The sequence below is a fragment of the Phenylobacterium sp. J367 genome (assembly GCF_024699985.1).
GTDB lineage: Bacteria > Pseudomonadota > Alphaproteobacteria > Caulobacterales > Caulobacteraceae > Phenylobacterium.
On record NZ_JAJONA010000001.1, the window covers coordinates 2,313,668 to 2,335,980 of the forward strand.

Consider the following 22,313-nt stretch of genomic DNA (forward strand, 5'->3'; position numbering starts at 1 on the left):
CCTAGCTTCCCCGGCGGAACGCCGCTAGCCGACCCGTGGGCGGGTCTTCTTCAGCACCGCCGAGAAGCTCATCATCGGCTCGCCGCCCTGGCTGGCGTTCACGATCAGGCCGCGGACGAAGACCATGCTGCGGCCGGCCTTCACCACCTCTCCGGTGCATTCCACAAGGTCGCCGATCGCCGCCGAGCCCACGAACTCGCCGTTGAAGGTGGCGGTCACCGCCCGGCTGTCGACCAGCGCCTCGCCGGCGATCACGAACAGGCAGAAGTCGGCGAAGGTCATGACGCAGCCGCCGTGCATGAACATGCCGCCGTTCATGTGCTTCTTCTCGGCCCGGAAGGCGCAGACCCGCTGCCCGTCCCGCTCCTTGAAGTAGAACGGTCCCGCCAGGTCCTCGTAAGGGTCGCCGCCGGGATAGAAGGCCCAGCCGGCCCACTCGCCCTCGGTCACCTGGGTCAGCTTCGAGATGTAGTTGTTCTCGTCCTGGCCGCCGTCCATCACGCCTCCTCGAAGCCAACGCCGGAAGCGTTTGCCGCCCGCGGTTTCAAACACTAGTTTGCCGGCCCGCTGAACCATCCGGAGCGCCGTCATGCAAGGCCAGACCGTCTATCTCTGCACGGGCGTGCGCTCGCCGATCGGCCGCTACGGCGGCGCGCTGGCCAAGGTCCGGGCCGACGACCTGGCCGCCCATCCGCTGCGCGAGCTGATGGCGCGGCTGCCCAGCGTCGACTGGGAGGCGGTCGACGAGGTGGTCTATGGCTGCGTGAACCAGGCCGGCGAGGACAACCGCAACGTCGCACGCATGGCGTTGCTGCTGGCCGGCATGCCGGAGCGGACGCCGGGCATCACCGTCAACCGCCTGTGCGCCTCCGGCCTCGACGCCACCATCGCCGGCGCGCGGATGATCGCCACCGGCGAGGCTGACCTCGTGGTCACCGGCGGGGTGGAGAGCATGACCCGCTCGCCCTTCGTCATGGGCAAGGCCGACAGCGCGTTCTCCCGCAACGCCGAGATCTTCGACACCACCATCGGCTGGCGGTTCGTGAACCCGGAGATGAAGAAGCAGTACGGCGTCGACGCCATGCCCGAGACGGCGGAGAACGTGGCGACCGACTACCAGATCGCCCGTGACGACCAGGACGCCTTCGCCCACCGCTCCCAACAGCGGGTCGGCCAGGCTCGCGCCGCCGGCTTCTTCGAGGGCGAGATCGCCCCCGTCACCATCAAGGACCGCAAGGGCGACGTGGTCGTCAGCCAGGACGAGCATCCGCGGCCCGACACCTCGCTGGAGGCGCTGAAGGCCCTGAAGCCTATCGTCCGGCCCGACGGCACGGTCACGGCCGGCAACGCGTCCGGCGTCAACGACGGCGCGGCCGCCCTCCTGCTGGCCTCCGAGGCCGCGGTGAAGAAGTACGGCCTGGAACCGATCGCCCGGATCGAGGGCGGGGCCTCAGGCGGCGTCGCGCCGCGGGTCATGGGGGTCGGGCCCATCCCGGCCGTGGGTCGGCTGACGTCGCGCCTGGGCATCACCGCCCGCGACTTCGACGTGATCGAGCTCAACGAGGCCTTCGCCGCCCAGGCGCTCGCCTGCACGCGGGCCTGGGGGCTCGACGACGACGCCGAGCACGTGAATCCGCATGGCGGCGCCATCGCCATCGGCCATCCCCTCGGCGCCTCGGGCGCCAGGCTGGCGCTCACCGCGGCCCGCGCGCTGCAGGTCCGCGGCGGCGAGCGCGCGCTCGCCACCATGTGCGTCGGCGTCGGCCAGGGCTCGGCCATGGCCCTGGCGAAGGTCTGAGCATGATCGTCGCGACGACACTGTCCCTGGCGCTCGCCGCCCAGGCCGCGACGCCGTCGCCGAAAGGCGCGACGGCGCCCAAGGCGGCCCCGGCCGCCAAGGCGGCGGCCAAGACGCTTTCCTTCCAGCCGAAGACCCTGGTCGACGGCGAGACCCTGCAGGTAGTGCTGGGCCAGCGGGCGGTCTTCACCATCGGCGACAACGGCCGGCCGTTCCTGGAGAAGGTGGAGGAAGGCAAGCTTGCCGAGGCCCATGCGCCGGGCAAGGCGACCGAGACCTTCAACGCGCCCGGCGAAGGCCTGGTGGCGGCCGCCCTGGACGGCTCGGCCGAGAAGCGCGCCACCTTCCTGAAGGTCTGGAACGACCGGTCCGAGCCGCTGGACTTCCGGGCCATCGTGCTGGTGCTGAAGGGCAAGGACCTGGCGCCCATGCCGGTGAACATCTGCGCGGTGCCGCCGGGCGGGGTGAAGAGCTACAGTTGGCCCGCGCCCATCGTGGCGGTGGGCCTGGCGCGCTTCACCGCCAAGCCCAACGACGACGCGACCTGCAAGTAAGGGGGACTGATACCGATGGCGCTCGACCTCGAGACCCGTGAGCAGCTGATCGACACCGTGCGCCGGTTCGTCACCGAGCGGCTGCGTCCGCTGGAGGCCCAGGTGGCCGAGGACGACGCCATGCCCGACGAGGTGATCGAGGAGATGAAGGGCCTGGGCCTCTTCGGCCTGTCGATCCCCGAAGCCTATGGCGGCCTCGACCTGTCCATGGAGGATGAGTGCCTCGTGGGCGTCGAACTCGGCCGCACGAGCCCGGCGTTCCGCTCGACGTTCGGCACCAACGTCGGCATCGGCAGCCAGGCGCTGGTGATGTTCGGCACCGACGCCCAGAAGGAGAAGTTCCTGCCCGGCATCGCGTCGGGCGAGATCATCACCTCCTTCGCGCTCACCGAGCCGGAGGCCGGTTCGGACTCGGCCAACGTCCAGACCCGCGCGACGAAGGACGGCGACCACTACGTGCTCTCCGGCGCCAAGCGGTTCATCACCAACGCCAACAAGGCCCACCTCTTCACGGTGATGGCCCGCACCGATCCGTCGAAGCCGGGCGGCGGCGGGGTCTCCGCCTTCCTGGTGGAGCGGAACTCGCCGGGCCTCACGGTCGGCAAGTCCGAGAAGAAGATGGGGCAGCAGGGCGCCCACGTCTCGGAGGTCTATTTCGACAATGTCCGCGTCCCCGCCGAGAACCTGATCGGCAAGGAGGGCGAGGGCTTCAAGGTCGCCATGCAGGTGCTGGACCGCGGCCGGCTGCACATCTCGTCGGTCTGCGTCGGCGTCGCAGAGCGCCTGATCGCCGACTGCGTGGCCTATGCGTCGGAGCGCAAGCAGTTCGGCCAGCCGCTGTCGAACTTCCAGCTCATCCAGGGGATGATCGCGGACTCGAAGACCGAGGCGCTGGCCGCCAAGGCGCTGACGATGGAGACCGCCCGCAAGCGCGACGCGGGCCAGAGCGTCACCATGGAGGCCGCGGCCGCCAAGTATTTCGCGTCCGAGATGGTCGGCCGGGTCGCCGACCGCGCCGTGCAGATCTTCGGGGGCGCCGGCTACATCGCCGACTACGGCATCGAGCGCTTCTACCGCGACGTGCGGATCTTCCGGATCTACGAGGGCACCAGCCAGATCCAGCAGGTGATCATCGCCCGCGAAACCCTGAAGCGGGGCGGCTGATGTCGGCCCAGGTCGAACAGGCGATCTTCGACCTCCTGGGCGCGCTCGCGCCCGGCAAGTCGGTCTCGCCCGAGGACGTGGCCAAGGCGGTCGACCCGGCCGGCTGGCGGCGCGAACTCGGCAAGGTGAAGCCGGTGGCCGTCGGCCTCGCCCGCCAGGGCAAGCTCGTCATCACCCGGCACGGCAAGCCGGCGGACCCGGAGAAGTTCAAGGGCGTGTGGCGGATGCGCCTGCCGCAGGCCGACGACGCGCAGGGAGAAGGCCAATGACCATCAAGATCTACGGCGGCACGCTGTCGCCCTTCGTCCGCAAGACGGTGGTCTTCGCCATCGAGAAGGGGATCGACTTCGAGCTGGTGGCGGCCTTCGGCGCCATGGCCCCGCCGGAGTTCCGCAAGGCGAGCCCGTTCGGCAAGATCCCGGCGATGGTCGACGGCGACTTCAGCCTGGCCGACTCCACGGCGATCGTGACCTACCTCGACGCCATCAAGCCCGAGCCCAACCTGATCCCCACCGAGGCCAAGGCCCGGGCCAAGACCATCTGGTACGAGGAGTTCGGCGACACCCTGGTCGCGGCCTGCGGCGGCAAGGTGTTCTTCAACCGCTTCGTGGCCCCCCGCTTCATGGGCCGGGAGGGCGACCTGAAGGCCGCCGACGAGGCGCAGGCCAACGAGTTCCCGAAGCTGGTGGACTACCTGGAGCGCGTCCTGCCCGCGTCCGGCTACCTGGTGGAGGACCGCTTCACGCTCGCCGACATCGCCGTCTGCAGCCCGTTCGCGACCATGGCCCATGTGGACTGCACGGTGAACCCGACGACGCACCCGAAGGCCTACGGCTACATCCAGGCGATCACGGCGCGCCCGTCGTTCGCCAAGCTCCTGGAGCAGGAGCGGGCGATGGTGAAGCCGAAGGAACCCGCCTGACGCGTTCTGCGTCGAAGTTACGCCCTATCCGAACCCTAGGGTCTCGCCGATCCTCGACCCATGCTGCGCCATCTCGCCGTCCTCTTCGCCGCCCTTTGCCTCACGGCCTGCGCGCCGATGCTGGTGCAGCAGGCCGGCGCGCCGCCGATCGGATTCCAGGGCGCGCGGTTCGAGGGCGACCGGGTGGTCAGCTTCGACGGCGCCCGGCTCGGGCTCACCACCTGGGAGGCCCAGGGGGAGCCCAGGGCGGTGATCGTCGCTGTCCATGGGATGAACGACTACGCCAACGCCTTCCACCTGGCCGCGCCGTTCTGGGCCGGGGAGGGCGTCACCACCTATGCCTATGACCAGCGGGGCTTCGGCCGCTCGCCGCAGCGGGGCATCTGGGCCGACGCCGACGTGCTGGTCGAGGATCTCCGGACGGTGGCGCTGTTGGCGCGCGCGCGGCATCCGAACGCCGTCCTGGTGGTGATGGGCGAAAGCATGGGCGGCTCGGTGGCGGCCCGCGCCTTCGCCTCCGACCGGCCGCCCGTCGCCGACCGGCTCGTCCTGCTGGCGCCCGGCGTCTGGGGCTGGGACGTCCAGCCGCTGCCCTACAAGACCGCGCTGTGGTTCTCCGCCAATGTCACCCCCGGCAAGGTTTACACGCCGCCCAAGTGGCTGACCGACCGGATCACGCCGACCGACAACCGCGAGGAGCTGATCCGGATGGGCCGCGACCCGCTGATGGTCTGGGGCGCGCGGTCGGACACCCTCTACGGCCTCGTGCGGCTGATGGACGACGGGGCGAAGGCGATCGGCCGGACCCAGGCGCCGACGCTCTACCTCGCCGGCCGCCACGACCAGATCATCCCGCCGAAGGCGCACAGGCGGGCGGCGCGGCAGCTTCGGCCCGCCGACCGCTCGGTCTGGTACGAGAACGGCTACCACCTCCTGACGCGGGACCTGCAGGGCCCGCGGGTCATGCGCGACATCCTCAGCTTCATCCGCGACCCGAACGCGCCCTTCCCGTCCGGCGCGCCGCCGATCCCCGGCGCGCCCCAGCCGCAGCCGCAGCCCGCGGCACAGCGCGCCGCGGGGTTGTGATGCGACGCCCAGGAGCGTAGAGGCAGGGTCAATTCCTTCCCGATAGAGGTGGTCAGAGCGGCATGACCTTGTTCGATTCCCCGGCCTTCGAGGGCCATGAAGGCGTCCACGCGTTCTCGGACGAAAGAACCGGCCTCAAGACCATCATCGCCGTGCATTCCACGGCCCGGGGACCCGCCGCCGGCGGCTGCCGCATGTGGCCCTACGCCAGCGCCGAGCTGGCGCTGGAGGACGCGCTGCGCCTGAGCCGCGCCATGTCCTACAAGAACGCCATGGCCGACCTGGAGCTGGGCGGCGGCAAGGCGGTGATCATCGGCGACAGCAAGACCCAGAAGACCCCGGCCCTGTTCGAGGCCTTCGGCCGCGCGGTCGAGGCGGTCGGCGGCCGGTACTGGACCGCCGAGGACGTGGGCGTCTCGCCCGCCGACCTGATGCACGCCCGCAAGCACACCCGCTACGTGGCCGGCCTGGAAGGCCACGACGCCGCCTCGGGCGACCCGTCGCCGGTGACCGCCGAGGGCGTGTTCCGGGGCATCCAGCTCTGCGTCCGCCGCGGCCTGAACCGCGACCTCGACGGCGTCACCGTCGCCATCCAGGGCGTGGGCCATGTGGGCGCCTACCTGGCCGACAAGCTGCACGCCGCCGGCGCGAAGCTGGTCATCGCCGACGTCAACGAGGCCGCCGTGCGCGAGGTCGCCGGCCGCACCGGCGCCCAGGTCACCACGCCGGCGGCGATCTTCGACGCCAAGTGCGACGTCTTCGCCCCCTGCGCGCTGGGCGGAGCGATCAACGAGGACACCCTGCCGCGCATCTCCGCCAGGGTGATCGCCGGCGGCGCGAACAACCAGCTCGCCACGCCGGAGATCGGCCGCGAGCTCTTCCGGCAGGGGCCGCCTCTACGCGCCGGACTATGTGATCAACGGTGGCGGGATCATCAACGTGGCCGGCGAGATCCGCGCTCTGGACCGCGGCGAGGCGTTCGATCCCGAATGGGTCGAGGGCAAGCTCTCGCGCCTGATGCTCACCCTGGAAGAGGTGATGGACCGGTCCCGCCAGGAAAACCGGCCCACCCACGAGGTGGCCAACGAGATCGCCCGCGCCCGCATCGCCGGCGCCGCGGAGAAGCGGGCGGCGGCTTAGGGCCGCCTACGCCGGCTCGGCCTGCTTCAGCGCCTCGGCGGTGCGTTTGATCTCGGCCTGGTCGATCATCGCGGGGTCCATCCACATGACCTCCCAGACGTGGCCGTCGGGGTCCTGGAAGCTGACGCCGTACATCTGGCCGTAGTCCATGGCCGGCCGGTAGGCCTTGCCTCCGTTCGCCACCGCCTTGGCCAGCAGGTCGTCGACCTCCTCGCGGCTCGCGGCCGACAGGCACATGAGCTTGCTCACGCCCTGCGAGGCGTCGGCGATCCCGCCGTTGATGAACTCCGCGAACTTGGCGTGGGTGAGGAGCATTACGCTGATGTTCTCCTCGATGACGATGGCCGCGGCCGTGTCGTCGGTGAACTGTTGGTTGGTCGGGAAGCCCAGCGCGTTGAAGAAGCGCTTGGACGCCTCCAGGTCCTTCACGGGCAGGTTCACGAAGATCATCCGCATAGCTGGCTCCTTGTCCTCGAGCGGCGGTATGCCCGAAGGACGGCGAGCCTGGACCGACGCCGACTCGCCTGAAGAAATTTCTAGAGCGCCTGCAGCCTGGCCGTCCGCGGCTCCTTCACCGCCACGATCAGCAGCACGAGCGCGACCGCCAGGAAGCCCAGGGAGACGCCGAACACCGCGTGGTAGCCCAGCGCCTCGGCCATCAGGCCGCCGGCCAGCGGGCCGGCCGTGGCGGTGATGCTCTCGGCGGTGGCGGAGACGGCGATCCGCATGGGCAACTCGTCGCGGTCGCCGAACTCCAGGATCATGGTCTGGGCCGCCATCATGTAGCCGGACTGGGCCGCGCCGAGCGCGCAGAAGGCCACGAAGATCGCCGGCATGTCGTGGACGCTCATCAGCAGGACGGTGGCCGCGATCCAGGCCAGCAGCGAGACCAGCAGGACCAGCCGGAAGCCCGTCTTGTCGCCCAGGTAGCCCCAGACGAGGTTGGACACCGTGTCCGCCCCCAGGAAGGCCAGCGACAGCAGCCCCAGCGTCTTGCCGTCCAGCCCGACCTTCGAGCCCACGAAGATGATGTAGAACGGCGTGGCGATCCGCGCCGAGGTGGCCAGCATCTGGGTCAGCACGAAGCAGGCGTAGCTGCGGTCCTGCTTGAGCAGGCGCGGGAAGTCGCGGATGCGCTCGCGGAACCGGCCCTGCTCGCGGGTGGTCGGCGGCTCGGGCTCCTTCATCAGGAGTTGAAGCGCCCAGAGGCCGGCCGTCGTCAGGAAGAAGGCGAAGACGAAGGTGGTCGAATAGCCGTTGCCGAGCACGTTCTCGTCGATGAACCAGCGGCCAGCGAAATAGGCGAGGAGGGCGGCGATCAGCCCGCCCGTGGCGTTGCGCCAGGCCTGCAGGCGGCCGCGCCGGCTGATCGGGATGACCTTGGCCATCAGCAGGCTGAACACCACTCGCTGGGCCCCCATGAACAGGCCGAACATCAGCATGAAGCCGAGGATGGCGACGACCCGGGGCCGGGTGATCCAGTCGCCGAGCACGCCGAGGCTGAACTGGATCGGGTCGTTGGGCAGGAACCAGCCGGCGAGCGCGATGCCCAGGATGGCGAGCCGCGCCAGGCCGCCCATCCAGATCGCGGCCGGCATCACCTTCTTGCGGTGCTCGATGCGGGTGGCGCCGAAGATCGGCGCGATCACCCCGCCGACCTGCTGCAGCGCCAGGCCGAGGCCGACGATGGCGTTGGAGCCGGAGATCGCGAACAGGTAGGCCGGCAGGAAGGTGGGGGCGTTGACCAGGCGGAAGCCGGTCATCCCCAGCATGCCGTGCAGGTAGTGGCCGGCGTAGTTCCGCCTCAGGTTGTCCCAGACGAACTTCTCGTAGGCGGCCTCACGGGCCGCGAGGTCGCCCTCGCCCGGGATATCGGAATCCGGGGGCGAGGCGTCCGGCGCATCAGCCTTGGCGTCCAAATCGAAATCGCCGCGCGCGCCGGTCGGCCGTCCCGCGGCTCCCTCAAGAAAGTTTCAAATCAATGCGACCGGTCTAACAGAGTCCTTGGGACGGCGATATGCGAAGCCGGCGGATCACCGGCCGGGCTTCGGCTCGAAGCTTCGCGGCTCGCGGACCTTGGCGGGCTTGGCGTCCTTGTCCGGCTTCTGGCCGTGCTGCGGCGAGGCGGCCGACTTGGGAATGGTGAACCCCTTCATAGGGTCCTGCTGTTCGAAGCGGTGGGTCATGCGTCACTCTCCCTGCCCGGTGTGCCCCAGGCTTCGTCTCACTCTCGCTCAGGCCGCCGCGGGAAGCGACGCCGAGGGACGCACATCCACGTGAACAGTGAGCTTGGTCTCGCCGGGATCGCCGAAGATCGATCCGGCGACCGGCGTGGCCTCGGCCGGGGTGCGGGCCACGGCCACCGGGATCAGGTCGGGGCTCTCCGCGAGCGCGCGTTGGTCGGGTCGAACTCGGTCCAGCCGAGCTCCGGCAGGAAGACCTCGCACCAGGCGTGGGTCGCGCCCGCCCCGCGGACCTTCGACTGGGCCGGGGAATAGAGGTAGCCGGTCACGAAGCGGGCGGCGTAGCCGAGCCGTCGAAGGGCCTCCACCATCAGCCAGGCGAAGTCGCGGCAGGTGCCTGCGCCGAGCTGCACCGTATGGCTGGGAGCCTGGGCCGCCCCGAGATCGCGCGCCTGGTAGTCGAACTCGTCGTGGATGGCCTGGTTGAGCCGCAGCAGGAAGTCGAGCGCCGGCTCCTGCGGGCTGCCGAGCCGGGCGCGCAGCCACTTCAGCAGGTGGCCGCCCGGATCCTCGGTCACCGGCTCGACGAAGGGCGACAGCACCGCGCGGTCGGGCGGCGTATAGACGATCGGCGTGGCGGTCTGCGGGTCGGCGATCCGCACGCCGTCGAGCGGCGCGGGATAGCGCTGGATGCTGAGCTCGCTGACGATCGACAGCGCGGTGCTCTCGCCCCGGGGCGTGAAGCAGCAGACCGAATTGCCGAGCGCGTCGTACATCCAGCGCACCTCGCCGGGCGGCGAGACGGTGAGCACGGCGCGGGCCACCCGGATCGCATGGCTGTCGCGCGGCCGCACCAGCAGACGGTGGGCGGCGAACCTGACGGGACGCTCGTAGGTGTAGAGCGTCTCGTGACGGATCGAGAGGACGGCCATGTAGGCGGAACCGTTGGGTCTGCCGCGGGTTCCATTCCGTCGCAGTGGACAGAACAGAACGCGAACACTAGAACCGGGGCATGGCGGTCCTCGATCTCAAGCAGAAGCTGGCCATCCTCTCCGATGCGGCGAAGTACGACGCCTCATGCGCCTCGTCCGGCGCGTCGAAGCGCAACTCGCTGGGCGGAAAGGGGATAGGCTCCACCGAGGGCATGGGCATCTGCCACGCCTATGCGCCCGACGGCCGCTGCATCAGCCTGCTCAAGATCCTGCTGACCAACTTCTGCGTCTACGACTGCGCCTACTGCGTGAATAGGGTCAGCTCGAACGTGACACGGGCGCGGTTCTCGGTGGAGGAGGTGGTCGACCTGACGCTGGGCTTTTACCGGCGCAACTACATCGAGGGCCTGTTCCTCTCGTCCGGCATCATCCGCAGCCCCGACTACACCATGGAGGCCCTGGTCCGGGTGGCGAAGACCCTGCGCGAGGTCCACGATTTCCGCGGCTACATCCACCTGAAAGTGATCCCGGAGGCCTCGCCGGCGCTGGTGAACGAGGCGGCTCTCTATGCCGACCGGGTCTCCATCAACATCGAGCTGCCGAAGGACGAGAGCCTGGAGCGGCTCGCGCCCGAGAAGGATGCGACCGGGATCAAGAAGGCCATGGGCGCGGTCCGCCTGGGCGTCGACGCCACGAAGGACAAGGCGTCGAAGGCGAAGCCGCCGAAGTTCGCCCCGGCCGGCCAGTCCACCCAGATGATCGTCGGCGCCGACGCGGCCTCCGACGGGGAGATCCTGAAGCGCAGCGAGATGCTCTAGCGCCTATCGTCTCCGGCGGGTCTACTACTCCGCCTTCTCGCCGATCCCGGACTCCACGGCGAAGCTGCCCCTCAAGACCCCGCCGCTGGTCCGCGAGCACCGGCTCTACCAGGCCGACTGGCTGATGCGCTTCTACGGCTTCGAGCGGGCCGAGATCATCGGGGGAGGGGGAGGACCTCGACCTCGCCATCGACCCCAAGCTCGCCTGGGCGCTGAAGAACCGCGGCGAGTTCCCGGTGGACGTCAACACCGCGGACCGCGAACGCCTCCTCCGCGTGCCGGGCCTCGGCGTGAAGGCGGTGGACCGGCTGCTCGACGTACGGCGCTTCAAGGCCCTCACGCTCGAGGATGTGCGCCGCCTCTCACGCGGCATCGAGAAGCTGAAGCCCTTCATCGTCACCGACGACTGGCGGCCGGGCGCCCTGACCGACCGGGCGGACCTGCGCGAGCGGCTCGCCCCGCCGCCGAGGCAGATGAGCCTCTTCTGATGCAGGTCGTCCGCCTCGCCTCCGAGACCGACTTCGCCGGCTGGCGCGACGCGGCGCGTGGCCTGCGCGCCCGGGGCGTCGCGCCCGCCGACGCCCTCTGGACGGTGGACGGCGCCGGCGACCTGTTCGGCGAGGCGGCGCCCGCGCCGGGACCCGGCGCGCCGGCCTTCACCGTGCCCCGGGAGTTCCTGGAGCTCGCCGACACCGTGATCCTGCATCGCTCGGACGAGCGCTTCGCCCTGCTCTACCGGCTGCTCTGGCGGCTGCAGGGCGAGCCGAACCTTTGCGCATCGCGTCCGACCCCGACGTCGCCCAGGCCCGGGGCTTCGCCAAGCAGGTGAGCCTCGCCGCCCACAAGATGAAGGCCTTCGTCCGCTTCCGGCAGGTGGAGGACGCCGACGGCGAGATCTATGTCGCCTGGTTCGAGCCGGCGCACCGGGTGGTGGAGATGACCGCGCCCTTCTTCGCCCGGCGGTTCACCAACATGCGTTTCTCGATCCTGACGCCCGACCTCTGCGCGCACTGGGACCTGAAGCGGCTGGCCTTCACGCCCGGCGCGGACCCGGCCGACGCGCCGGCGGAGGACGCGCTGGAGGATTACTGGCGGACCTACTACGCCTCGATCTTCAACCCGGCCCGGCTGAACACCGCCCAGATGCAGAAGGAGATGCCGAAGCGCTACTGGCGGAACCTGCCGGAAGCCCGGCTCATTCCGGAGCTGATCGCCCGCGCCGAGGCCCAGACGGAAGCCATGGTCGCCCAAGCCCCCACCGAACCCGGGAAGCGCGCCCTGAAGGCCGCCCAGCGGCTCAGCCGCGACGCGCCCTTCGATGGCCAGGCGCCCACCTCGATCGAGGAGGTCTGGGCGGGCGTCCAGGCCTGCCGCCGCTGCGACCTCTGGCGGTGCGGGACGCAAGGGGTGGCGGGCGAGGGCCCGGCCAAGGCGAAGCTGATGTTCGTGGGCGAGCAGCCGGGCGACCAGGAGGACCTGGCCGGGAAGCCCTTCGTGGGCCCGGCGGGCCAGATGCTGGACCGGGCGCTGGCCGAGGCCGGCGTGCCGCGCGCCGAGACCTTCGTCACCAACGCCGTGAAGCACTTCAAGCACGAGCTGCGCGGCAAGCGGCGTATCCACAAGAACCCCGACGCCGGCGAGATCGCCGCCTGCCGGTGGTGGCTCGACAACGAGCGCCGCATCGTGCGGCCCCGGGTGATCGTGGCGCTGGGCGGCTCGGCGACGCTTGCGGTGTTCGGCAAGTCGATGCCGATCGCCAAGTTCCGCCAGCAGGCGATCCAGCTCCCGGACCAGGCGCAGGGCGTGGTGACCTACCACCCTAGCTACCTGCTGCGCGTCCCCGATGCGGAGGCCAAGGCCAAGGGCTACCGGATGTTCGTCGAGGACCTCCGCTTCGCCTGGGACCTGGTGGCGGCGGCGTGAGCCGCGGTGGTGGCGAAGGAGGGATTCTGAGCTAGCCTCGCCGGCGTTGCTTGGAGCGCCGCCATGAAGTCCCTCGCCCTCGTCACTGCCTTCGCGCTCGCCGGCTGCGCGCAGGTGTCGGGCGGCTACGCCCAGAAGGCTCACCAGACGAAGCTGCAGGCAGCGCTCGGCGAGTACGAGCGGGCCCGCCAGAGCGGCGACGTGCTCGGCATGTGCGTCAAGGCCAAGATGGTCGCCATCGCCTACGGCGACGCCCGCGACGGGATGAACGCCAGCGCCTGGTACGCCCGGGAGCGGGAGGACTGCCGCGGCGCGCTCGCCGCCTACAACATCACGCCGCCCGGGGAGCGGTCCGACGCGGAGGAAGACTAGACCGAGCCCTTCCGCTCGATCACCAGGATGCGCGCCTCGCCCAGCGGATGCGCCACGTGTTCGTCGCCCACGTCGGCAATGAACATGTCCGACGGGTTCAGCAGGACGGACTTCTCCTCGCCGCCGTCGCGGTAACGCATTTCCACCTGGCCGGTGAGGACCACGAAGACTTCGCAGCCGTCGTTGCGGTGCCAGACGTAGGGCTTGTCGGTCCAGTGCAGGCGCACGGTCGCCCCGTCGATCTCGGCGAGGTCACGCGCGCCCCAGGCGCGCTCGGCGGTGAAGTCGCGGGCGTCGGTGACGATCTGCATGGCGAAGGTTCTAGCCCCGGGCGCGCGCCCAGGCCACGGTCCCGAAGCCCGCGCCCACCGCCATCATCAGCAGGCCGGACGCCAGGAACGCCGCCTGGTAGGACGCCGCGCTCGCCAGGACCCCGAAGGCCAGCATCAGGACCGCGGTCGCGGCCTGCATGACGAAGCCCTTCATGGAGGCGACCGTCGCCCGCGTCTCGGGGCGCAGCGCGTGCTGGAAGCGGGCGTCGGCATTGACGTCCACCAGCCAGTAGAGCCCGACGAAGGCGACCAGCAGGCCCACCGACCAGACCTGGAAGCTGGCCGCCGCCGCCAGCAGGCAGCCGCCCGTCGCCACGACCATCAGGTAGAGCGCGCCGGCCGGCAGGTGCCGCATGCGGTGCGCCAGCGTCGCCGCCACCCCGCCGATGGCGCCCAGCGCCGCCATCATCAGGGCGATCTGCGGCTTGGTCAGTCCGACCTCGCGGCCGAACAGCGCCCAGTAGTCGGCGGTGGCCAGCAGCACCGCCTGGATGCTCGCCAGGAACAGCAGCCGGTGCGGCACGTCGGGCAGGCTCGCGGCCTCCACCGCGCCCTGCTTGAGGTGGCCGAAGTAGCTCCAGCCGCCGGCGCTCGCCACCCGCGGCGCCTTGGGCAGGCTCATCGCCGCCGCCACCGCGAGCACGCTGGCCGCGCAGCTCGCCAGAAGCAGCGGGGTGTAGCCGTAGATCGCCACCGGCGCGGCGATCAGCGACGCTCCCAGCAGGCCCGCCGCCCGCGCCGCCTGGGTCCGGCCCATCACCCGGGCGTATTCGGTCTCCCGGCCGACCGCCTTCAGCTCGTCATAGACCAGCGCCTCGAAGCAGCCGTTGAAGGTGGCGCTCTTGAAGCCCCAGAGCATCAGCCCGACCAGGAAGCCCCAGAAGTTCGGGAAGGCCAGCCAGACGATGAAGCCCCCCGGCGCGGACGAGCTGCGCCGCCGCCAGCAGGCCGCGCCGCGAGACCCGGTCGGCCAGCACCCCGCAGGGCGCCTCCAACAGAAGCCCGACGATCGACCACGAGGCCAGCACCACGCCGATCTGCGTGGGCGTCAGCCCCTTCTCGGCGAACATCACCGTGTAGAAGGGGACGATGAGCAGGAAGGTGTCGCAGAACCTCAGCGCGCAGGCGCTGAGGACCAGGCGCTGCATCTAGGCGGTGAACCCGGCTTCGGCGAAGTCCAGCATCCGGCGGAGCAGGGCGGCCACGTCGCCCTCGCGGGTCAGGCCGCCCGACAGGTGGTGCAGACGGTCGAATTCCACGAAGCGGTTGTTGTGGACCATCCCCAGGACGAAGTGCAGCCGCCAGTAGACCTCCTCGCGCGGCAGGTCCGGCCGGGCGGCGATCAGGGCGTTGGCGAACCGCTCCAGGTGGCTGACGTCGTTGCGCAGCGCCTCGCGCATCTCCTCCGTGCCCTCGGAGCGGGCGCGGATGATGAACTGCACCGAGATCCGGCGGTCGTTGTCCGGCGCGGCCCAGCGCAGCGGCGGGGCGAAATAGGCCTCCAGGATCTCGCGCACCGGCGGCTTGCCCTGGTGGCGGTCGGCGGCCTCGTGGAGCATCCGCGCGCGCTCGCGGTTCAGCTCGCTCGTCCGGCGCCGGAAGATCTCGAAGAGCAGGGCGTCCTTGGAGCCGAAATGGTAGTTCACGCTGGCCAGGTTCACGCCGGCCGCGGCGGTGATGTCGCGCACGGAAACGTTCTGGAAGCCGTGCAGGGCGAACAGGCGCTCGGCCGCGTTGAACACGGCCTGCTTGGTGGCGGCCTGGGCCTCGTCGTCGGCGGGCGGGTCGTGGATGAGGGGCTCGGTCATGCGAATCCCTGGAGTGTTCCCACGAGACTAGGCCGTTTGGGAACTGTCACAATGCCGCGTCCTACCGTGCGAGCTCTTTCATCGCTTTTTCGAGGCCCTCGATGGTCAGCGGGAACATCCGGTCGTTGACCAGCTGCTTCATCACCCCGATCGACGGCGTGTAGTCCCAGTGCCGCTCGGCGGTCGGGTTCAGCCACACCATGTGCTCGTAGATCTGCGCGACCCGGTCCATCCAGATGGCCCCGGCCTCCTCGTTCCAGTGCTCCACCGAGCCGCCCGGATAGGTGATCTCGTAGGGGCTCATGGTGGCGTCGCCGACGAAGATCACCTTGTAGTCGTGCGGGAACTTGTGGAGCACGTCCCAGGTCGGGATCTTCTCGGCGTGACGGCGGCGGTTGTCCTTCCAGACCGCCTCGTAGAGGCAGTTGTGGAAGTAGTAGAACTCCATGTTCTTGAACTCGGAGCGCGCCGCGCTGAACAGCTCCTCACACACCTTGATGTGTGAATCCATCGAGCCGCCGATGTCGAAGAAGATCAGGACACTGATCTTGTTGCGGCGCTCGGGGCGCATGTGGATGTCGAGGTAGCCCTTCTCCGCAGTGCCGCGGATCGTGCCGTCCATGTCGAGCTCGTCGTCGGCGCCGTCGCGGACCCACTTGCGCAGCCGGCGCAGCGCGACCTTGATGTTGCGGGTGCCGAGCTCGACCTGGTCGTCGAGGTTCTTGTACTCGCGCTTGTCCCAGACCTTGATGGCCTTGCCGTGCCGGCCCTTCTCCTGGCCGATGCGGATGCCTTCGGGGTGATAGCCGTGGGCGCCGAAGGGGGAGGTGCCGCCGGTGCCGATGGCCTTGTTGCCGCCTTCGTGGCGTTCCTTCTGCTCCTTCAGGCGCTCGGCCAGCGCCTCCATGAGCTTGTCGAAGCCGCCCATGGCCTCGATCTGCGCCTTCTCCTCCTCGGTGAGGAACTTCTCGGAGATCTTCTTCAGCCACTCGGCCGGGATGTCGGCGGTGATGCCGTCCTCGACCTGGTCCATGCCCTTGAAGACGTGGCCGAACACCTGGTCGAACTTGTCGAGGTTCTTCTCGTCCTTCACCAGGGCCGAGCGCGACAGGTAGTAGAAGTCGTCGACCGAGCGGTCGATGACGCCCTTGTCGAGCCCCTCCATCAGCATGAGGTACTCTTTCAGCGTCACCGGCACGCGGGCCTGCCGCAGCTCGGTGAAGAAGCGCATGAACATGCCGAAGTCTCGCGGTCGAACGTCCGTTTGAACTTCGGAGGATGGGGCCGCCTGACACCGATGTCCAGTGCGGCCCCAAGGTCAGGTCATCGCTCGCTGTCCAGCATCGCCATCATCGGCGTGGGATAACGGTCGCCGGCCGCGGCGCCTTCGGCGCCGCCTGTTCGAAGGATGCGAGGTCCTCCGGCGACAGCTTCGCCTCGAGCGCGCCCAGGGCCTCTGCCAGCCGATCCCGCCGCCGCGCGCCGATCAGGGGCACGATGTCCTCGCCGCGCGACAGCGACCAGGCGATGGCCGCCTGGGCCGGGGTGATCCCGGCGGCGGCCGCCGCCGCGCGCAGGGCCTCGGCCAGCTTCAGATTCCGCTCCAGGTTCTCGCCCTGGAAGCGGGGACCCGCCGCGCGCCAGTCGCCGGCGGCCGGCGCCCGCTCATGTGCCCGCCGATCAGGCCGCGGGAGAGGACGCCATAGGCGGTGATCGAGATCCCCAGCTCGCGTGTGGTCTCCAGGATGCCGTCCTCGATGCCGCGGGAGAGGAGGCCGTACTCGATCTGCAGGTCGACGATCGGGTGGACGGCGGCGGCGCGCCGGATGGTCTCGGAGCCCACCTCCGACAGCCCGATGTGGCGGACGTAGCCGGCCTGCACCAGCTCGGCGATGGCGCCGATGGTCTCCTCGATCGGCACGTTCGGGTCCAGGCGCGACGGACGGTAGATGTCGATGTGGTCCACGCCCAGCCGCTTCAGGGAATAGGCCAGCGCGCTCTTGGTGGCGATCGGCCGGGCGTCGTAGCCCAGGAAGGCGCCGTCCGGGCCGCGCAGGCCGCCGTACTTCACGCTGAGCACCAGGTCGTCGCGGCGGTGGCGCTTCAGGGCCTCGCCGATCAGCATCTCGTTGTGGCCCATGCCGTAGAAGTCGCCGGTGTCGAGCAGGTTGATCCCCGCTTCCACCGCCGCATCGATGGTCGCCAGGCTCTCCGTCCGGTCGGCCGGGCCGTACATGTCCGACATGCCCATGCAGCCCAGGCCGATCGCCGAGACGTCCGGGCCGGTCCGGCCGAGTTTGCGCAGTTCCATGGTTCGTCTCCGTGTTGGTGAGACGAACCTAGGCCTCGCCAATCCCTCCGATAATCGGCATTGTTCCTCACGGACTGTGCGGAAAATCGAACAATGGCCGTGACCGGTGGATAGGCTGGATCTCGACGCGCTCGCCGCCTTCGCCGCCATCGCCCGGCGCCGCAGCTTTCGCGCCGCGGCGACGGAAGTGGGCGTGTCGCCCTCGACGCTCAGCGCCACGCTTCGCGATCTCGAGACGCGGATGGGCGTCCGCCTGCTGAACCGCACGACCCGCAGCGTGGCGCTGACCGAGGCGGGCGCCGCCCTGCTCGCCCGCCTGCAGCCGGCGCTGGCCGAGATCGGCGAGGCGGTGTCGGAGGCGAGGTCGGCCCAGGCCGAGCCGGCCGGTTCGCTCAGGATCAACGCCCCTCAGCCGGCCGTCGATCTCGTGCTCGCCCCGCTGGTCGCGCGCTTCCTCCAGGCCTTTCCCGCGGTCCGGGTCGAGGTCGCCGCCGAGACCGCCTTCGTGGACATCGTCGCCGAGGGTTACGACGCCGGCGTCCGCTGGGGCGAGAGCCTGGCCCAGGACATGGTCGCCGTGCCCCTCAGCGGACCCCAGCGCTATGTGGTGGTGGCGACGCCCGAGCTGATCGCCCGGACGGGGCGGCCGGAGCATCCGCGCGACCTGCTGGACCGGCCCTGCCTGCGCGTCCGCTTCCCGAGCGGGGCCGAGCCGCCGTGGGAGTTCGACCGGGACGGGGAGACGCTCAGGGTTTCGCCGACCGGCCCGATCCGCTCCAGCAACAGCAACATGCTCCTGTCCGGCGCCCTCGCGGGACTGGGCTTCCTGCAGACCTTCGAGGGCTATGTGGCGCGGCGCCTGGCGTCGGGCGAACTGGTGGAGCTGCTGGCCGACTGGTCCGAGCCGTTCCCCGGCCCCTTCCTCTACTACCCGAGCCGCCGGACGCTGCCGTCGCCGCTGCGCGCCTTCGTGGACTTCGTGCAGGCGGAGCGGCGGCGCTAGCCGACGGGGCCGCGGCAGGCGATGGCGAAGGCGGCCGCCATCTTCGGATCGAGGGCCGGGTAGGGGCCGATCGTGCGCCGCCCGTGGCGCAGCGAGATGCTGTCGCCCGAGGTGACGGCGGCCGGCAGGGTCTCCGGCATCGGGCCCACGGCGGTCAGCGCCGGCGCCGCGCCCTGGCCGGTGAGGCCGTAGGTGTTTGCGCCCACCTCCAGCCGCACCTCGCCCGCGCCGCCCTTGAGCAGCGGTGTGGCGACCATCAGGTCGGAGGGGGCCTCCGGCAGGCGATGCGCAGCACCTCGCGGTCGCCCGCGGTCCGCACCACCGCCGCGCCGGCCGTGGCCGAGGCCTGCATCGTCCAGGGCGCCAGGGCCGGCCGGCTCCGGCGCGCTGGCGCAGCCGGCGGCCGTCAGCGCCAGCGGCAGGACAAGGCGGAGGGGTCTCATCCTCTCCCGAACGCCTGGCGGCAGAGTTCGGTGGCGAAGGCATCGCTGATCATGAGCTGGCGGTCGGCGAAGACCGCTTCCACCGGCCCGCCCGCATCGACCACCAGGTCGATGGGATAGCGCCCGACGACCTCTTTCGTGGCCGGATCGACGAACTCCGCGACGCCGGCGATCTCGTGCCGCCCGCCGCCCTGGAAGAGCTGCATCAGCCGGTCCTCGCGCCGCGTGTGGGAGACGTGGAGATTGAGGTCCAGCTTCTGCGGCCCGCGGGCGCAGTCGGCGAGGTTCTCGTGCACCGCGTCGGTGAAGGTGTCGGTGAAGTCGGGATTGCCGCTCACCCAGTCGCTGGTCATCCGGACCACATTGATGTGGCTGCGGGCCGCCAGCTCCTGGGGCAGGGCGACGGGGGGCCGTGCCGGCGGTGACGGTAGCGCAGGCGGTGAGCGCGAGCGCGCTGGCCGCGGCGGCGAGGAGGGGAGGGTCCTGGTCATCGGTCGTCTCTTCTCGTTGATGGCGGAAGAGAAGCCACAGCCAAGCTGACGCGCCGATGAACGGTGAAGCTTGTTTCCTGTCAGGCTTCGGCGGGCTGCGGCTCGGCGGCGCGCAGCTTGCGCCAGACGGTCATGCGCGACACGCCCAGGCGGCGGGCGATCTCCACCGGGCCGACGCCGGCGCGCTGCAGGTCGCGAATCTCCTGGGTGGCGGCCGGACGGCGGCGGCGGAGCAGGCCGGGCGGGTCCAGGGTCGCCACGGCGGTCAGCGCCGCCTTCAGCGCCAGCCCGCCAGAGCCCTCGGTCGAGAGCCCGGCCTCGGTGATGTAGAGGCTGGCGCCGCGCTGCTCCAGGCGCTCGACGACCTCCAGGATGTTGCGCCCGCCCCGGCCCAGGTGGCCGAGCTGGGTGATCACGAGCTGGTCGCCGGCGCCGATGAACTCCAGGATCGAATCCAGCACGGCGTATTCGTCCGAACCCGGACGGGCCGGCTCCTCCGCGCGCACGACGTGACAGCCCATGGCCTTCAGGGCCGCGCTGTCGCTGGCCGAGGCTTCGTCCCTCAGCCGCACATATCCGATCCTCAGCATCCCGACGCTCCCAGCAAACTCCGCCGATTGCGGCCGAGGTTCACAGAGGCGGGGCCCGCCGCCAAGGGGCTATTCGTTAAATCGAGGCAATAATCGTCGGCGAGAGTGCAAACTCAGGCAAAATTGTGTTGAGCGCCCTGCGTCGTTCGCGCGGAGGTGGAAAAATCCGCCCCTTTGCGCCGCAGGATGAATTCGAGGTCGACTGTACGTCCGACCTCGAACCCGTACTCGCCGACCTTCTCGAACCCGTGGCGGCCATAGAACCGCTGGGCGCCGTGGTTCTCGGACCAGACGCCGATCCAGATGTCCCGGGGGCCGTCGGCCTGCAGCCAGGCCATGATCTCGTCGAACAGCCGCCGACCGTGGCCGCCGTTCTGCCAGGGCTTCAGCAGGTAGAACCGCTTCAGCTCGCCGCAGGCCGCGGTCACCTCGGGATGCGGCAGGCCGCAGGGGCCGGCCAGCGCATAGCCCACGGCCTCGCCGTCGGCCTCCACCAGCCACGAAGCCTTCGCCGGGTCGGCGAGGTCCTTCCGCGTCCGCTCCAGGCCATAGGCCTCGGCCAGGAAGGCCTGGAGGTCCTCCGGGGGGTAGAGATGGGCGAAGGTTTCGCTGAAGGTGCGCGCGCCGATCTCGGACAGCGTCTCGGCGTCTTGCGGTCCGGCGCGGCGGATCACGGGTTCGGGCATGCGGAGGCGGGGACTTGGGTTAGGATGGGACCATGACCCTAGCGCTCTACACCCATACCGACATGCTCGACCACCGGCCCGGGGACTGGCACCCGGAGCGGCCGGAACGACTGGCCGCGGTGGTCGGCGCGCTGGAGGACGCCTCCGACCTCGACCTCGAGGCCCGCGAGGCGCCGCTCGTCGAGGAGGCGGACCTGCGCCTCGTGCATCCCGGGTCCTACGTGGACCGCATCCTCGCCCTTCATCCCGGGCACGACATCCTGGAACTCGACGCGGACACCTACATGTCGGCCGGCAGCCTCGTCGCCGCCCGGCGGGCGGCGGGCGCCGTGGTCACGGCGGCGCGCGACGTGGCGGCGGGCCGGGCCGAGCGGGCGTTCTGCGCGGTGCGCCCGCCGGGCCACCACGCCGAGCCCGAGACGCCCATGGGCTTCTGCATCTTCTCCAACGTCGCCATCGCGGCCCGCGCCGCCCAGGACGCCGGCCTGAGGCGGGTGGCGGTGGTGGACTTCGACATCCACCACGGCAACGGCACCCAGGCCGCCTTCGCCGGGCAGGAGGGCCTGTTCCTGGCCTCGATCCAGCAGTGGCCCATGTGGCCGGGCACCGGCCATCCGTCCGAGCGCGTCCCGGACAACATCGCCAACGCCGTCGTGCCGCCGAACGCCCCGGCCGAGGCCTGGCGCCAGGCCTTCGATTCGCTGATGCCGAAGCTGGACGCCTTCGCCCCCGACCTGATCATCGTCTCGGCCGGCTTCGACGCCCACCGCCGCGACCCGATCGGCGAGGCCGGCCAGAACCTCGAGGAAGCCGACTACGCGTGGGCGACGCGGGCCATCGTCTCGGTGGCGAACCGTCACGCCAAGGGCCGGGTTGTGTCCTCGCTCGAGGGCGGTTACGACCTGCAGGCTCTGGGGCAGTCGTCGCTTGCGCACGTTCGGGCCCTGTCTGAAGGGTGAGGGAACGCGGCGCGTGGGGGATGAATTCCGGCGCCGACCGGATCGAATGGCCGCCGTCTTGATCTCCGAGGCTCCCTCCGCCGACGCCCGCCCCCGCCGGGGCGCGATCGTCCTCGCCCGCCATGGCGAGCCGGCGCTGTCGCGCAAGGTGCGGCTGACCGCGGAGGAGTACCGGACCTTCTGGGCCAGCTACGAGGTCCTCGGACTCTTGCCGGGCCAGACGCCGCCGGACAGCCTCGTCCGCCTCGTGGAGACCTGCGGGTCGCTCGTCGCCTCCACCCGGCTGCGCTCGATCGAGAGCGCCCAGGCGCTGGCGGGCGCGCGGGAGTTCGCGCGCCACGAGATGCTGATCGAGGCGCCCCTGCCGCCCCCGCGCTGGCCCGCCTGGGTGCGGATGTCGCCGAAGATGTGGGGGTTCTGGGCCAGGTTCTGGTGGTGGTTCTTCAACCACCACGAGGGCCAGGAAACCCGCCGGCAGGCCGAGGCGCGCGCCGAGCAGGCCGCCGCCATGCTGACCGAGCTCGCCGACGGGGGCGAGGATGTGGTCGTGCTGGCCCACGGCTTCTTCAACTACATGATCGGCCGGGCGCTGAAGCGCCGCGGCTGGCGGCTCGCCTGGAGCGAGGGGTACAAGTACTGGTCCATGCGCCGGTTCGAACGGAGGCGCTGAACATGGGCGGACACGTGCCTCCCGGCGGGTTGCGCAGGATCAAGGACGATGCCGGCGCCCAGCCGGTCTATTGCCGCCCGTCCGCGCCGCGGGCCCGCGAGCCGCGCCGCGGCGGCGCCATCTGAAAT

At 70.5% G+C, this 22,313-nt stretch carries 29 protein-coding genes and 2 pseudogenes; 15 read left to right on the forward strand and 16 right to left on the reverse strand.

Annotation, left to right across the window (positions count from 1 at the left end):
• Positions 1–24 precede the first annotated feature (24 nt).
• Positions 25–498: a PaaI family thioesterase gene (locus LRS04_RS12430; RefSeq protein WP_257816639.1), complete on the reverse strand. Its 474-nt coding sequence runs from the start codon at positions 496–498 to the stop codon at positions 25–27.
• A 91-nt stretch (positions 499–589) separates the two neighbouring features.
• Between LRS04_RS12430 and pcaF the strand changes: the two genes are divergently transcribed.
• The 7 genes and pseudogenes from pcaF (at position 590) to LRS04_RS12465 (ending at position 6,664) form a co-directional block, all read left to right on the forward strand.
• Positions 590–1,798: a 3-oxoadipyl-CoA thiolase gene (pcaF, locus tag LRS04_RS12435; RefSeq protein WP_257816640.1), complete on the forward strand. Its 1,209-nt coding sequence runs from the start codon at positions 590–592 to the stop codon at positions 1,796–1,798.
• A 2-nt stretch (positions 1,799–1,800) separates the two neighbouring features.
• Entirely contained in the window at positions 1,801–2,352 is a 552-nt protein-coding gene (locus LRS04_RS12440; protein WP_257816641.1) for a hypothetical protein, read from the forward strand.
• A 15-nt stretch (positions 2,353–2,367) separates the two neighbouring features.
• Positions 2,368–3,516: an acyl-CoA dehydrogenase family protein gene (locus tag LRS04_RS12445; RefSeq protein WP_257816642.1), complete on the forward strand. Its 1,149-nt coding sequence runs from the start codon at positions 2,368–2,370 to the stop codon at positions 3,514–3,516.
• Positions 3,516–3,785 (forward strand): DUF3253 domain-containing protein, encoded by a 270-nt coding sequence (locus LRS04_RS12450; RefSeq protein ID WP_257816643.1) that lies wholly within the window; start codon positions 3,516–3,518, stop codon positions 3,783–3,785. Before LRS04_RS12445 ends, LRS04_RS12450 begins: the two co-directional genes overlap by 1 nt.
• Positions 3,782–4,438, forward strand: a complete 657-nt coding sequence (locus LRS04_RS12455) for a glutathione S-transferase family protein (RefSeq protein ID WP_257816644.1) — start codon at positions 3,782–3,784, stop codon at positions 4,436–4,438. Before LRS04_RS12450 ends, LRS04_RS12455 begins: the two co-directional genes overlap by 4 nt.
• 60 nt (positions 4,439–4,498) lie before the next feature.
• Entirely contained in the window at positions 4,499–5,524 is a 1,026-nt protein-coding gene (locus LRS04_RS12460; RefSeq protein WP_257816645.1) for an alpha/beta hydrolase, read from the forward strand.
• Positions 5,525–5,586: 62 nt separating this feature from the next.
• Positions 5,587–6,664 (forward strand): annotated as a pseudogene (locus LRS04_RS12465) (Glu/Leu/Phe/Val dehydrogenase dimerization domain-containing protein).
• 6 nt (positions 6,665–6,670) lie between these two features.
• Here LRS04_RS12465 and LRS04_RS12470 read toward each other — a convergent pair.
• From LRS04_RS12470 to LRS04_RS12490, 5 genes are all read right to left on the reverse strand, one after another.
• Complete coding sequence (locus LRS04_RS12470) at positions 6,671–7,120, reverse strand: VOC family protein (protein ID WP_257816646.1); 450 nt, start codon at positions 7,118–7,120, stop codon at positions 6,671–6,673.
• Between the two features lie 80 nt (positions 7,121–7,200).
• Positions 7,201–8,583, reverse strand: a complete 1,383-nt coding sequence (locus LRS04_RS12475; protein WP_257816647.1) for an MFS transporter — start codon at positions 8,581–8,583, stop codon at positions 7,201–7,203.
• Between the two features lie 114 nt (positions 8,584–8,697).
• Entirely contained in the window at positions 8,698–8,850 is a 153-nt protein-coding gene (locus LRS04_RS12480) for a hypothetical protein (RefSeq protein WP_257816648.1), read from the reverse strand.
• Positions 8,851–8,898: 48 nt separating this feature from the next.
• Positions 8,899–9,021, reverse strand: coding sequence for a hypothetical protein (locus tag LRS04_RS12485; protein WP_257816649.1), 123 nt, complete (start codon positions 9,019–9,021; stop codon positions 8,899–8,901).
• Positions 9,022–9,032: 11 nt separating this feature from the next.
• Positions 9,033–9,779: a transglutaminase family protein gene (locus tag LRS04_RS12490; RefSeq protein ID WP_257816650.1), complete on the reverse strand. Its 747-nt coding sequence runs from the start codon at positions 9,777–9,779 to the stop codon at positions 9,033–9,035.
• An 80-nt stretch (positions 9,780–9,859) separates the two neighbouring features.
• On the opposite strand from LRS04_RS12490, the gene LRS04_RS27910 reads away from it, so the two are divergent.
• From LRS04_RS27910 to LRS04_RS12510, 5 genes are all read left to right on the forward strand, one after another.
• Entirely contained in the window at positions 9,860–10,597 is a 738-nt protein-coding gene (locus LRS04_RS27910; RefSeq protein WP_257816651.1) for a putative DNA modification/repair radical SAM protein, read from the forward strand.
• A 236-nt stretch (positions 10,598–10,833) separates the two neighbouring features.
• Entirely contained in the window at positions 10,834–11,085 is a 252-nt protein-coding gene (locus tag LRS04_RS27915) for a hypothetical protein (protein ID WP_257816652.1), read from the forward strand.
• Positions 11,085–11,426, forward strand: a complete 342-nt coding sequence (locus LRS04_RS26875; RefSeq protein ID WP_308238132.1) for a hypothetical protein — start codon at positions 11,085–11,087, stop codon at positions 11,424–11,426. The genes LRS04_RS27915 and LRS04_RS26875 overlap by 1 nt, the downstream gene beginning before the upstream one ends.
• Entirely contained in the window at positions 11,369–12,520 is a 1,152-nt protein-coding gene (locus LRS04_RS12505) for a UdgX family uracil-DNA binding protein (protein WP_308238133.1), read from the forward strand. Before LRS04_RS26875 ends, LRS04_RS12505 begins: the two co-directional genes overlap by 58 nt.
• Before the next feature lie 63 nt (positions 12,521–12,583).
• The gene (locus tag LRS04_RS12510) at positions 12,584–12,892 is read left to right on the forward strand and encodes a hypothetical protein (protein ID WP_257816653.1); all 309 of its coding nucleotides are present in this window, start codon (positions 12,584–12,586) and stop codon (positions 12,890–12,892) included.
• On the opposite strand, the gene LRS04_RS12515 is transcribed toward LRS04_RS12510, so the two are convergent.
• From LRS04_RS12515 to LRS04_RS12540, 6 genes and pseudogenes are all read right to left on the reverse strand, one after another.
• A complete protein-coding gene (locus LRS04_RS12515) occupies positions 12,889–13,203 on the reverse strand; it encodes a cupin (RefSeq protein ID WP_257816654.1) in 315 nt (104 codons plus the stop codon). The genes LRS04_RS12510 and LRS04_RS12515 overlap by 4 nt on opposite strands.
• Positions 13,204–13,213: 10 nt before the next feature.
• Positions 13,214–14,083 carry a hypothetical protein gene (locus tag LRS04_RS12520; protein ID WP_257816655.1) on the reverse strand — a complete coding sequence of 290 codons (870 nt, stop codon included), beginning with the start codon at positions 14,081–14,083 and terminating at the stop codon, positions 13,214–13,216.
• Positions 14,025–14,372: a hypothetical protein gene (locus tag LRS04_RS12525; protein WP_257816656.1), complete on the reverse strand. Its 348-nt coding sequence runs from the start codon at positions 14,370–14,372 to the stop codon at positions 14,025–14,027. The genes LRS04_RS12520 and LRS04_RS12525 overlap by 59 nt, the downstream gene beginning before the upstream one ends.
• Positions 14,373–15,032: a TetR/AcrR family transcriptional regulator gene (locus LRS04_RS12530; RefSeq protein WP_257816657.1), complete on the reverse strand. Its 660-nt coding sequence runs from the start codon at positions 15,030–15,032 to the stop codon at positions 14,373–14,375.
• Positions 15,033–15,093: 61 nt separating this feature from the next.
• Complete coding sequence (locus tag LRS04_RS12535; RefSeq protein WP_257816658.1) at positions 15,094–16,269, reverse strand: VWA domain-containing protein; 1,176 nt, start codon at positions 16,267–16,269, stop codon at positions 15,094–15,096.
• A gap of 112 nt (positions 16,270–16,381) precedes the next feature.
• Positions 16,382–17,493: pseudogene (locus tag LRS04_RS12540) on the reverse strand (aldo/keto reductase).
• Between LRS04_RS12540 and LRS04_RS12545 the strand changes: the two are divergent.
• Complete coding sequence (locus LRS04_RS12545) at positions 17,450–18,346, forward strand: LysR family transcriptional regulator (protein WP_257816659.1); 897 nt, start codon at positions 17,450–17,452, stop codon at positions 18,344–18,346. The pseudogene LRS04_RS12540 and the gene LRS04_RS12545 sit on opposite strands and share 44 nt — an antisense overlap.
• Here the strand turns inward: LRS04_RS12545 and LRS04_RS12550 are convergent.
• The 4 genes from LRS04_RS12550 to LRS04_RS12565 all read right to left on the reverse strand — a co-directional run bounded on the left by LRS04_RS12550 (position 18,343) and on the right by LRS04_RS12565 (position 20,556).
• Positions 18,343–18,789 carry a hypothetical protein gene (locus LRS04_RS12550; protein WP_257816660.1) on the reverse strand — a complete coding sequence of 149 codons (447 nt, stop codon included), beginning with the start codon at positions 18,787–18,789 and terminating at the stop codon, positions 18,343–18,345. The two genes, LRS04_RS12545 and LRS04_RS12550, sit on opposite strands and share 4 nt — an antisense overlap.
• The gene (locus LRS04_RS12555) at positions 18,786–19,280 is read right to left on the reverse strand and encodes a hypothetical protein (protein WP_257816661.1); all 495 of its coding nucleotides are present in this window, start codon (positions 19,278–19,280) and stop codon (positions 18,786–18,788) included. Before LRS04_RS12555 ends, LRS04_RS12550 begins: the two co-directional genes overlap by 4 nt.
• A gap of 80 nt (positions 19,281–19,360) precedes the next feature.
• Complete coding sequence (locus LRS04_RS12560) at positions 19,361–19,870, reverse strand: recombinase family protein (protein ID WP_257816662.1); 510 nt, start codon at positions 19,868–19,870, stop codon at positions 19,361–19,363.
• A 113-nt stretch (positions 19,871–19,983) separates the two neighbouring features.
• The gene (locus tag LRS04_RS12565) at positions 19,984–20,556 is read right to left on the reverse strand and encodes a GNAT family N-acetyltransferase (protein ID WP_257816663.1); all 573 of its coding nucleotides are present in this window, start codon (positions 20,554–20,556) and stop codon (positions 19,984–19,986) included.
• Positions 20,557–20,588: 32 nt separating this feature from the next.
• On the opposite strand from LRS04_RS12565, the gene LRS04_RS12570 reads away from it, so the two are divergent.
• Both LRS04_RS12570 and LRS04_RS12575 read left to right on the forward strand, forming a co-directional pair.
• Entirely contained in the window at positions 20,589–21,515 is a 927-nt protein-coding gene (locus LRS04_RS12570) for a histone deacetylase family protein (protein WP_257816664.1), read from the forward strand.
• A 46-nt stretch (positions 21,516–21,561) separates the two neighbouring features.
• Positions 21,562–22,185 (forward strand): histidine phosphatase family protein, encoded by a 624-nt coding sequence (locus LRS04_RS12575; RefSeq protein WP_257816665.1) that lies wholly within the window; start codon positions 21,562–21,564, stop codon positions 22,183–22,185.
• Positions 22,186–22,313 lie beyond the last annotated feature (128 nt).

What these genes read in the sequence shown, in the direction of transcription:
- LRS04_RS12430 (WP_257816639.1), bottom strand. Translation starts at nt 498, where the DNA reads ATGGACGGCGGCCAGGACGAGAACAACTACATCTCGAAGCTGACCCAG.
- pcaF (WP_257816640.1), top strand. Translation starts at nt 590, where the DNA reads ATGCAAGGCCAGACCGTCTATCTCTGCACGGGCGTGCGCTCGCCGATC.
- LRS04_RS12440 (WP_257816641.1), top strand. Translation starts at nt 1,801, where the DNA reads ATGATCGTCGCGACGACACTGTCCCTGGCGCTCGCCGCCCAGGCCGCG.
- LRS04_RS12445 (WP_257816642.1), top strand. Translation starts at nt 2,368, where the DNA reads ATGGCGCTCGACCTCGAGACCCGTGAGCAGCTGATCGACACCGTGCGC.
- LRS04_RS12450 (WP_257816643.1), top strand. Translation starts at nt 3,516, where the DNA reads ATGTCGGCCCAGGTCGAACAGGCGATCTTCGACCTCCTGGGCGCGCTC.
- LRS04_RS12455 (WP_257816644.1), top strand. Translation starts at nt 3,782, where the DNA reads ATGACCATCAAGATCTACGGCGGCACGCTGTCGCCCTTCGTCCGCAAG.
- LRS04_RS12460 (WP_257816645.1), top strand. Translation starts at nt 4,499, where the DNA reads ATGCTGCGCCATCTCGCCGTCCTCTTCGCCGCCCTTTGCCTCACGGCC.
- LRS04_RS12470 (WP_257816646.1), bottom strand. Translation starts at nt 7,120, where the DNA reads ATGCGGATGATCTTCGTGAACCTGCCCGTGAAGGACCTGGAGGCGTCC.
- LRS04_RS12480 (WP_257816648.1), bottom strand. Translation starts at nt 8,850, where the DNA reads ATGACCCACCGCTTCGAACAGCAGGACCCTATGAAGGGGTTCACCATT.
- LRS04_RS12490 (WP_257816650.1), bottom strand. Translation starts at nt 9,779, where the DNA reads ATGGCCGTCCTCTCGATCCGTCACGAGACGCTCTACACCTACGAGCGT.
- LRS04_RS27910 (WP_257816651.1), top strand. Translation starts at nt 9,860, where the DNA reads ATGGCGGTCCTCGATCTCAAGCAGAAGCTGGCCATCCTCTCCGATGCG.
- LRS04_RS26875 (WP_308238132.1), top strand. Translation starts at nt 11,085, where the DNA reads ATGCAGGTCGTCCGCCTCGCCTCCGAGACCGACTTCGCCGGCTGGCGC.
- LRS04_RS12510 (WP_257816653.1), top strand. Translation starts at nt 12,584, where the DNA reads ATGAAGTCCCTCGCCCTCGTCACTGCCTTCGCGCTCGCCGGCTGCGCG.
- LRS04_RS12515 (WP_257816654.1), bottom strand. Translation starts at nt 13,203, where the DNA reads ATGCAGATCGTCACCGACGCCCGCGACTTCACCGCCGAGCGCGCCTGG.
- LRS04_RS12520 (WP_257816655.1), bottom strand. Translation starts at nt 14,083, where the DNA reads ATGCTCTGGGGCTTCAAGAGCGCCACCTTCAACGGCTGCTTCGAGGCG.
- LRS04_RS12525 (WP_257816656.1), bottom strand. Translation starts at nt 14,372, where the DNA reads ATGCAGCGCCTGGTCCTCAGCGCCTGCGCGCTGAGGTTCTGCGACACC.
- LRS04_RS12530 (WP_257816657.1), bottom strand. Translation starts at nt 15,032, where the DNA reads ATGACCGAGCCCCTCATCCACGACCCGCCCGCCGACGACGAGGCCCAG.
- LRS04_RS12535 (WP_257816658.1), bottom strand. Translation starts at nt 16,269, where the DNA reads ATGTTCATGCGCTTCTTCACCGAGCTGCGGCAGGCCCGCGTGCCGGTG.
- LRS04_RS12550 (WP_257816660.1), bottom strand. Translation starts at nt 18,789, where the DNA reads ATGAGACCCCTCCGCCTTGTCCTGCCGCTGGCGCTGACGGCCGCCGGC.
- LRS04_RS12555 (WP_257816661.1), bottom strand. Translation starts at nt 19,280, where the DNA reads ATGACCAGGACCCTCCCCTCCTCGCCGCCGCGGCCAGCGCGCTCGCGC.
- LRS04_RS12560 (WP_257816662.1), bottom strand. Translation starts at nt 19,870, where the DNA reads ATGCTGAGGATCGGATATGTGCGGCTGAGGGACGAAGCCTCGGCCAGC.
- LRS04_RS12565 (WP_257816663.1), bottom strand. Translation starts at nt 20,556, where the DNA reads ATGCCCGAACCCGTGATCCGCCGCGCCGGACCGCAAGACGCCGAGACG.
- LRS04_RS12570 (WP_257816664.1), top strand. Translation starts at nt 20,589, where the DNA reads ATGACCCTAGCGCTCTACACCCATACCGACATGCTCGACCACCGGCCC.
- LRS04_RS12575 (WP_257816665.1), top strand. Translation starts at nt 21,562, where the DNA reads ATGGCCGCCGTCTTGATCTCCGAGGCTCCCTCCGCCGACGCCCGCCCC.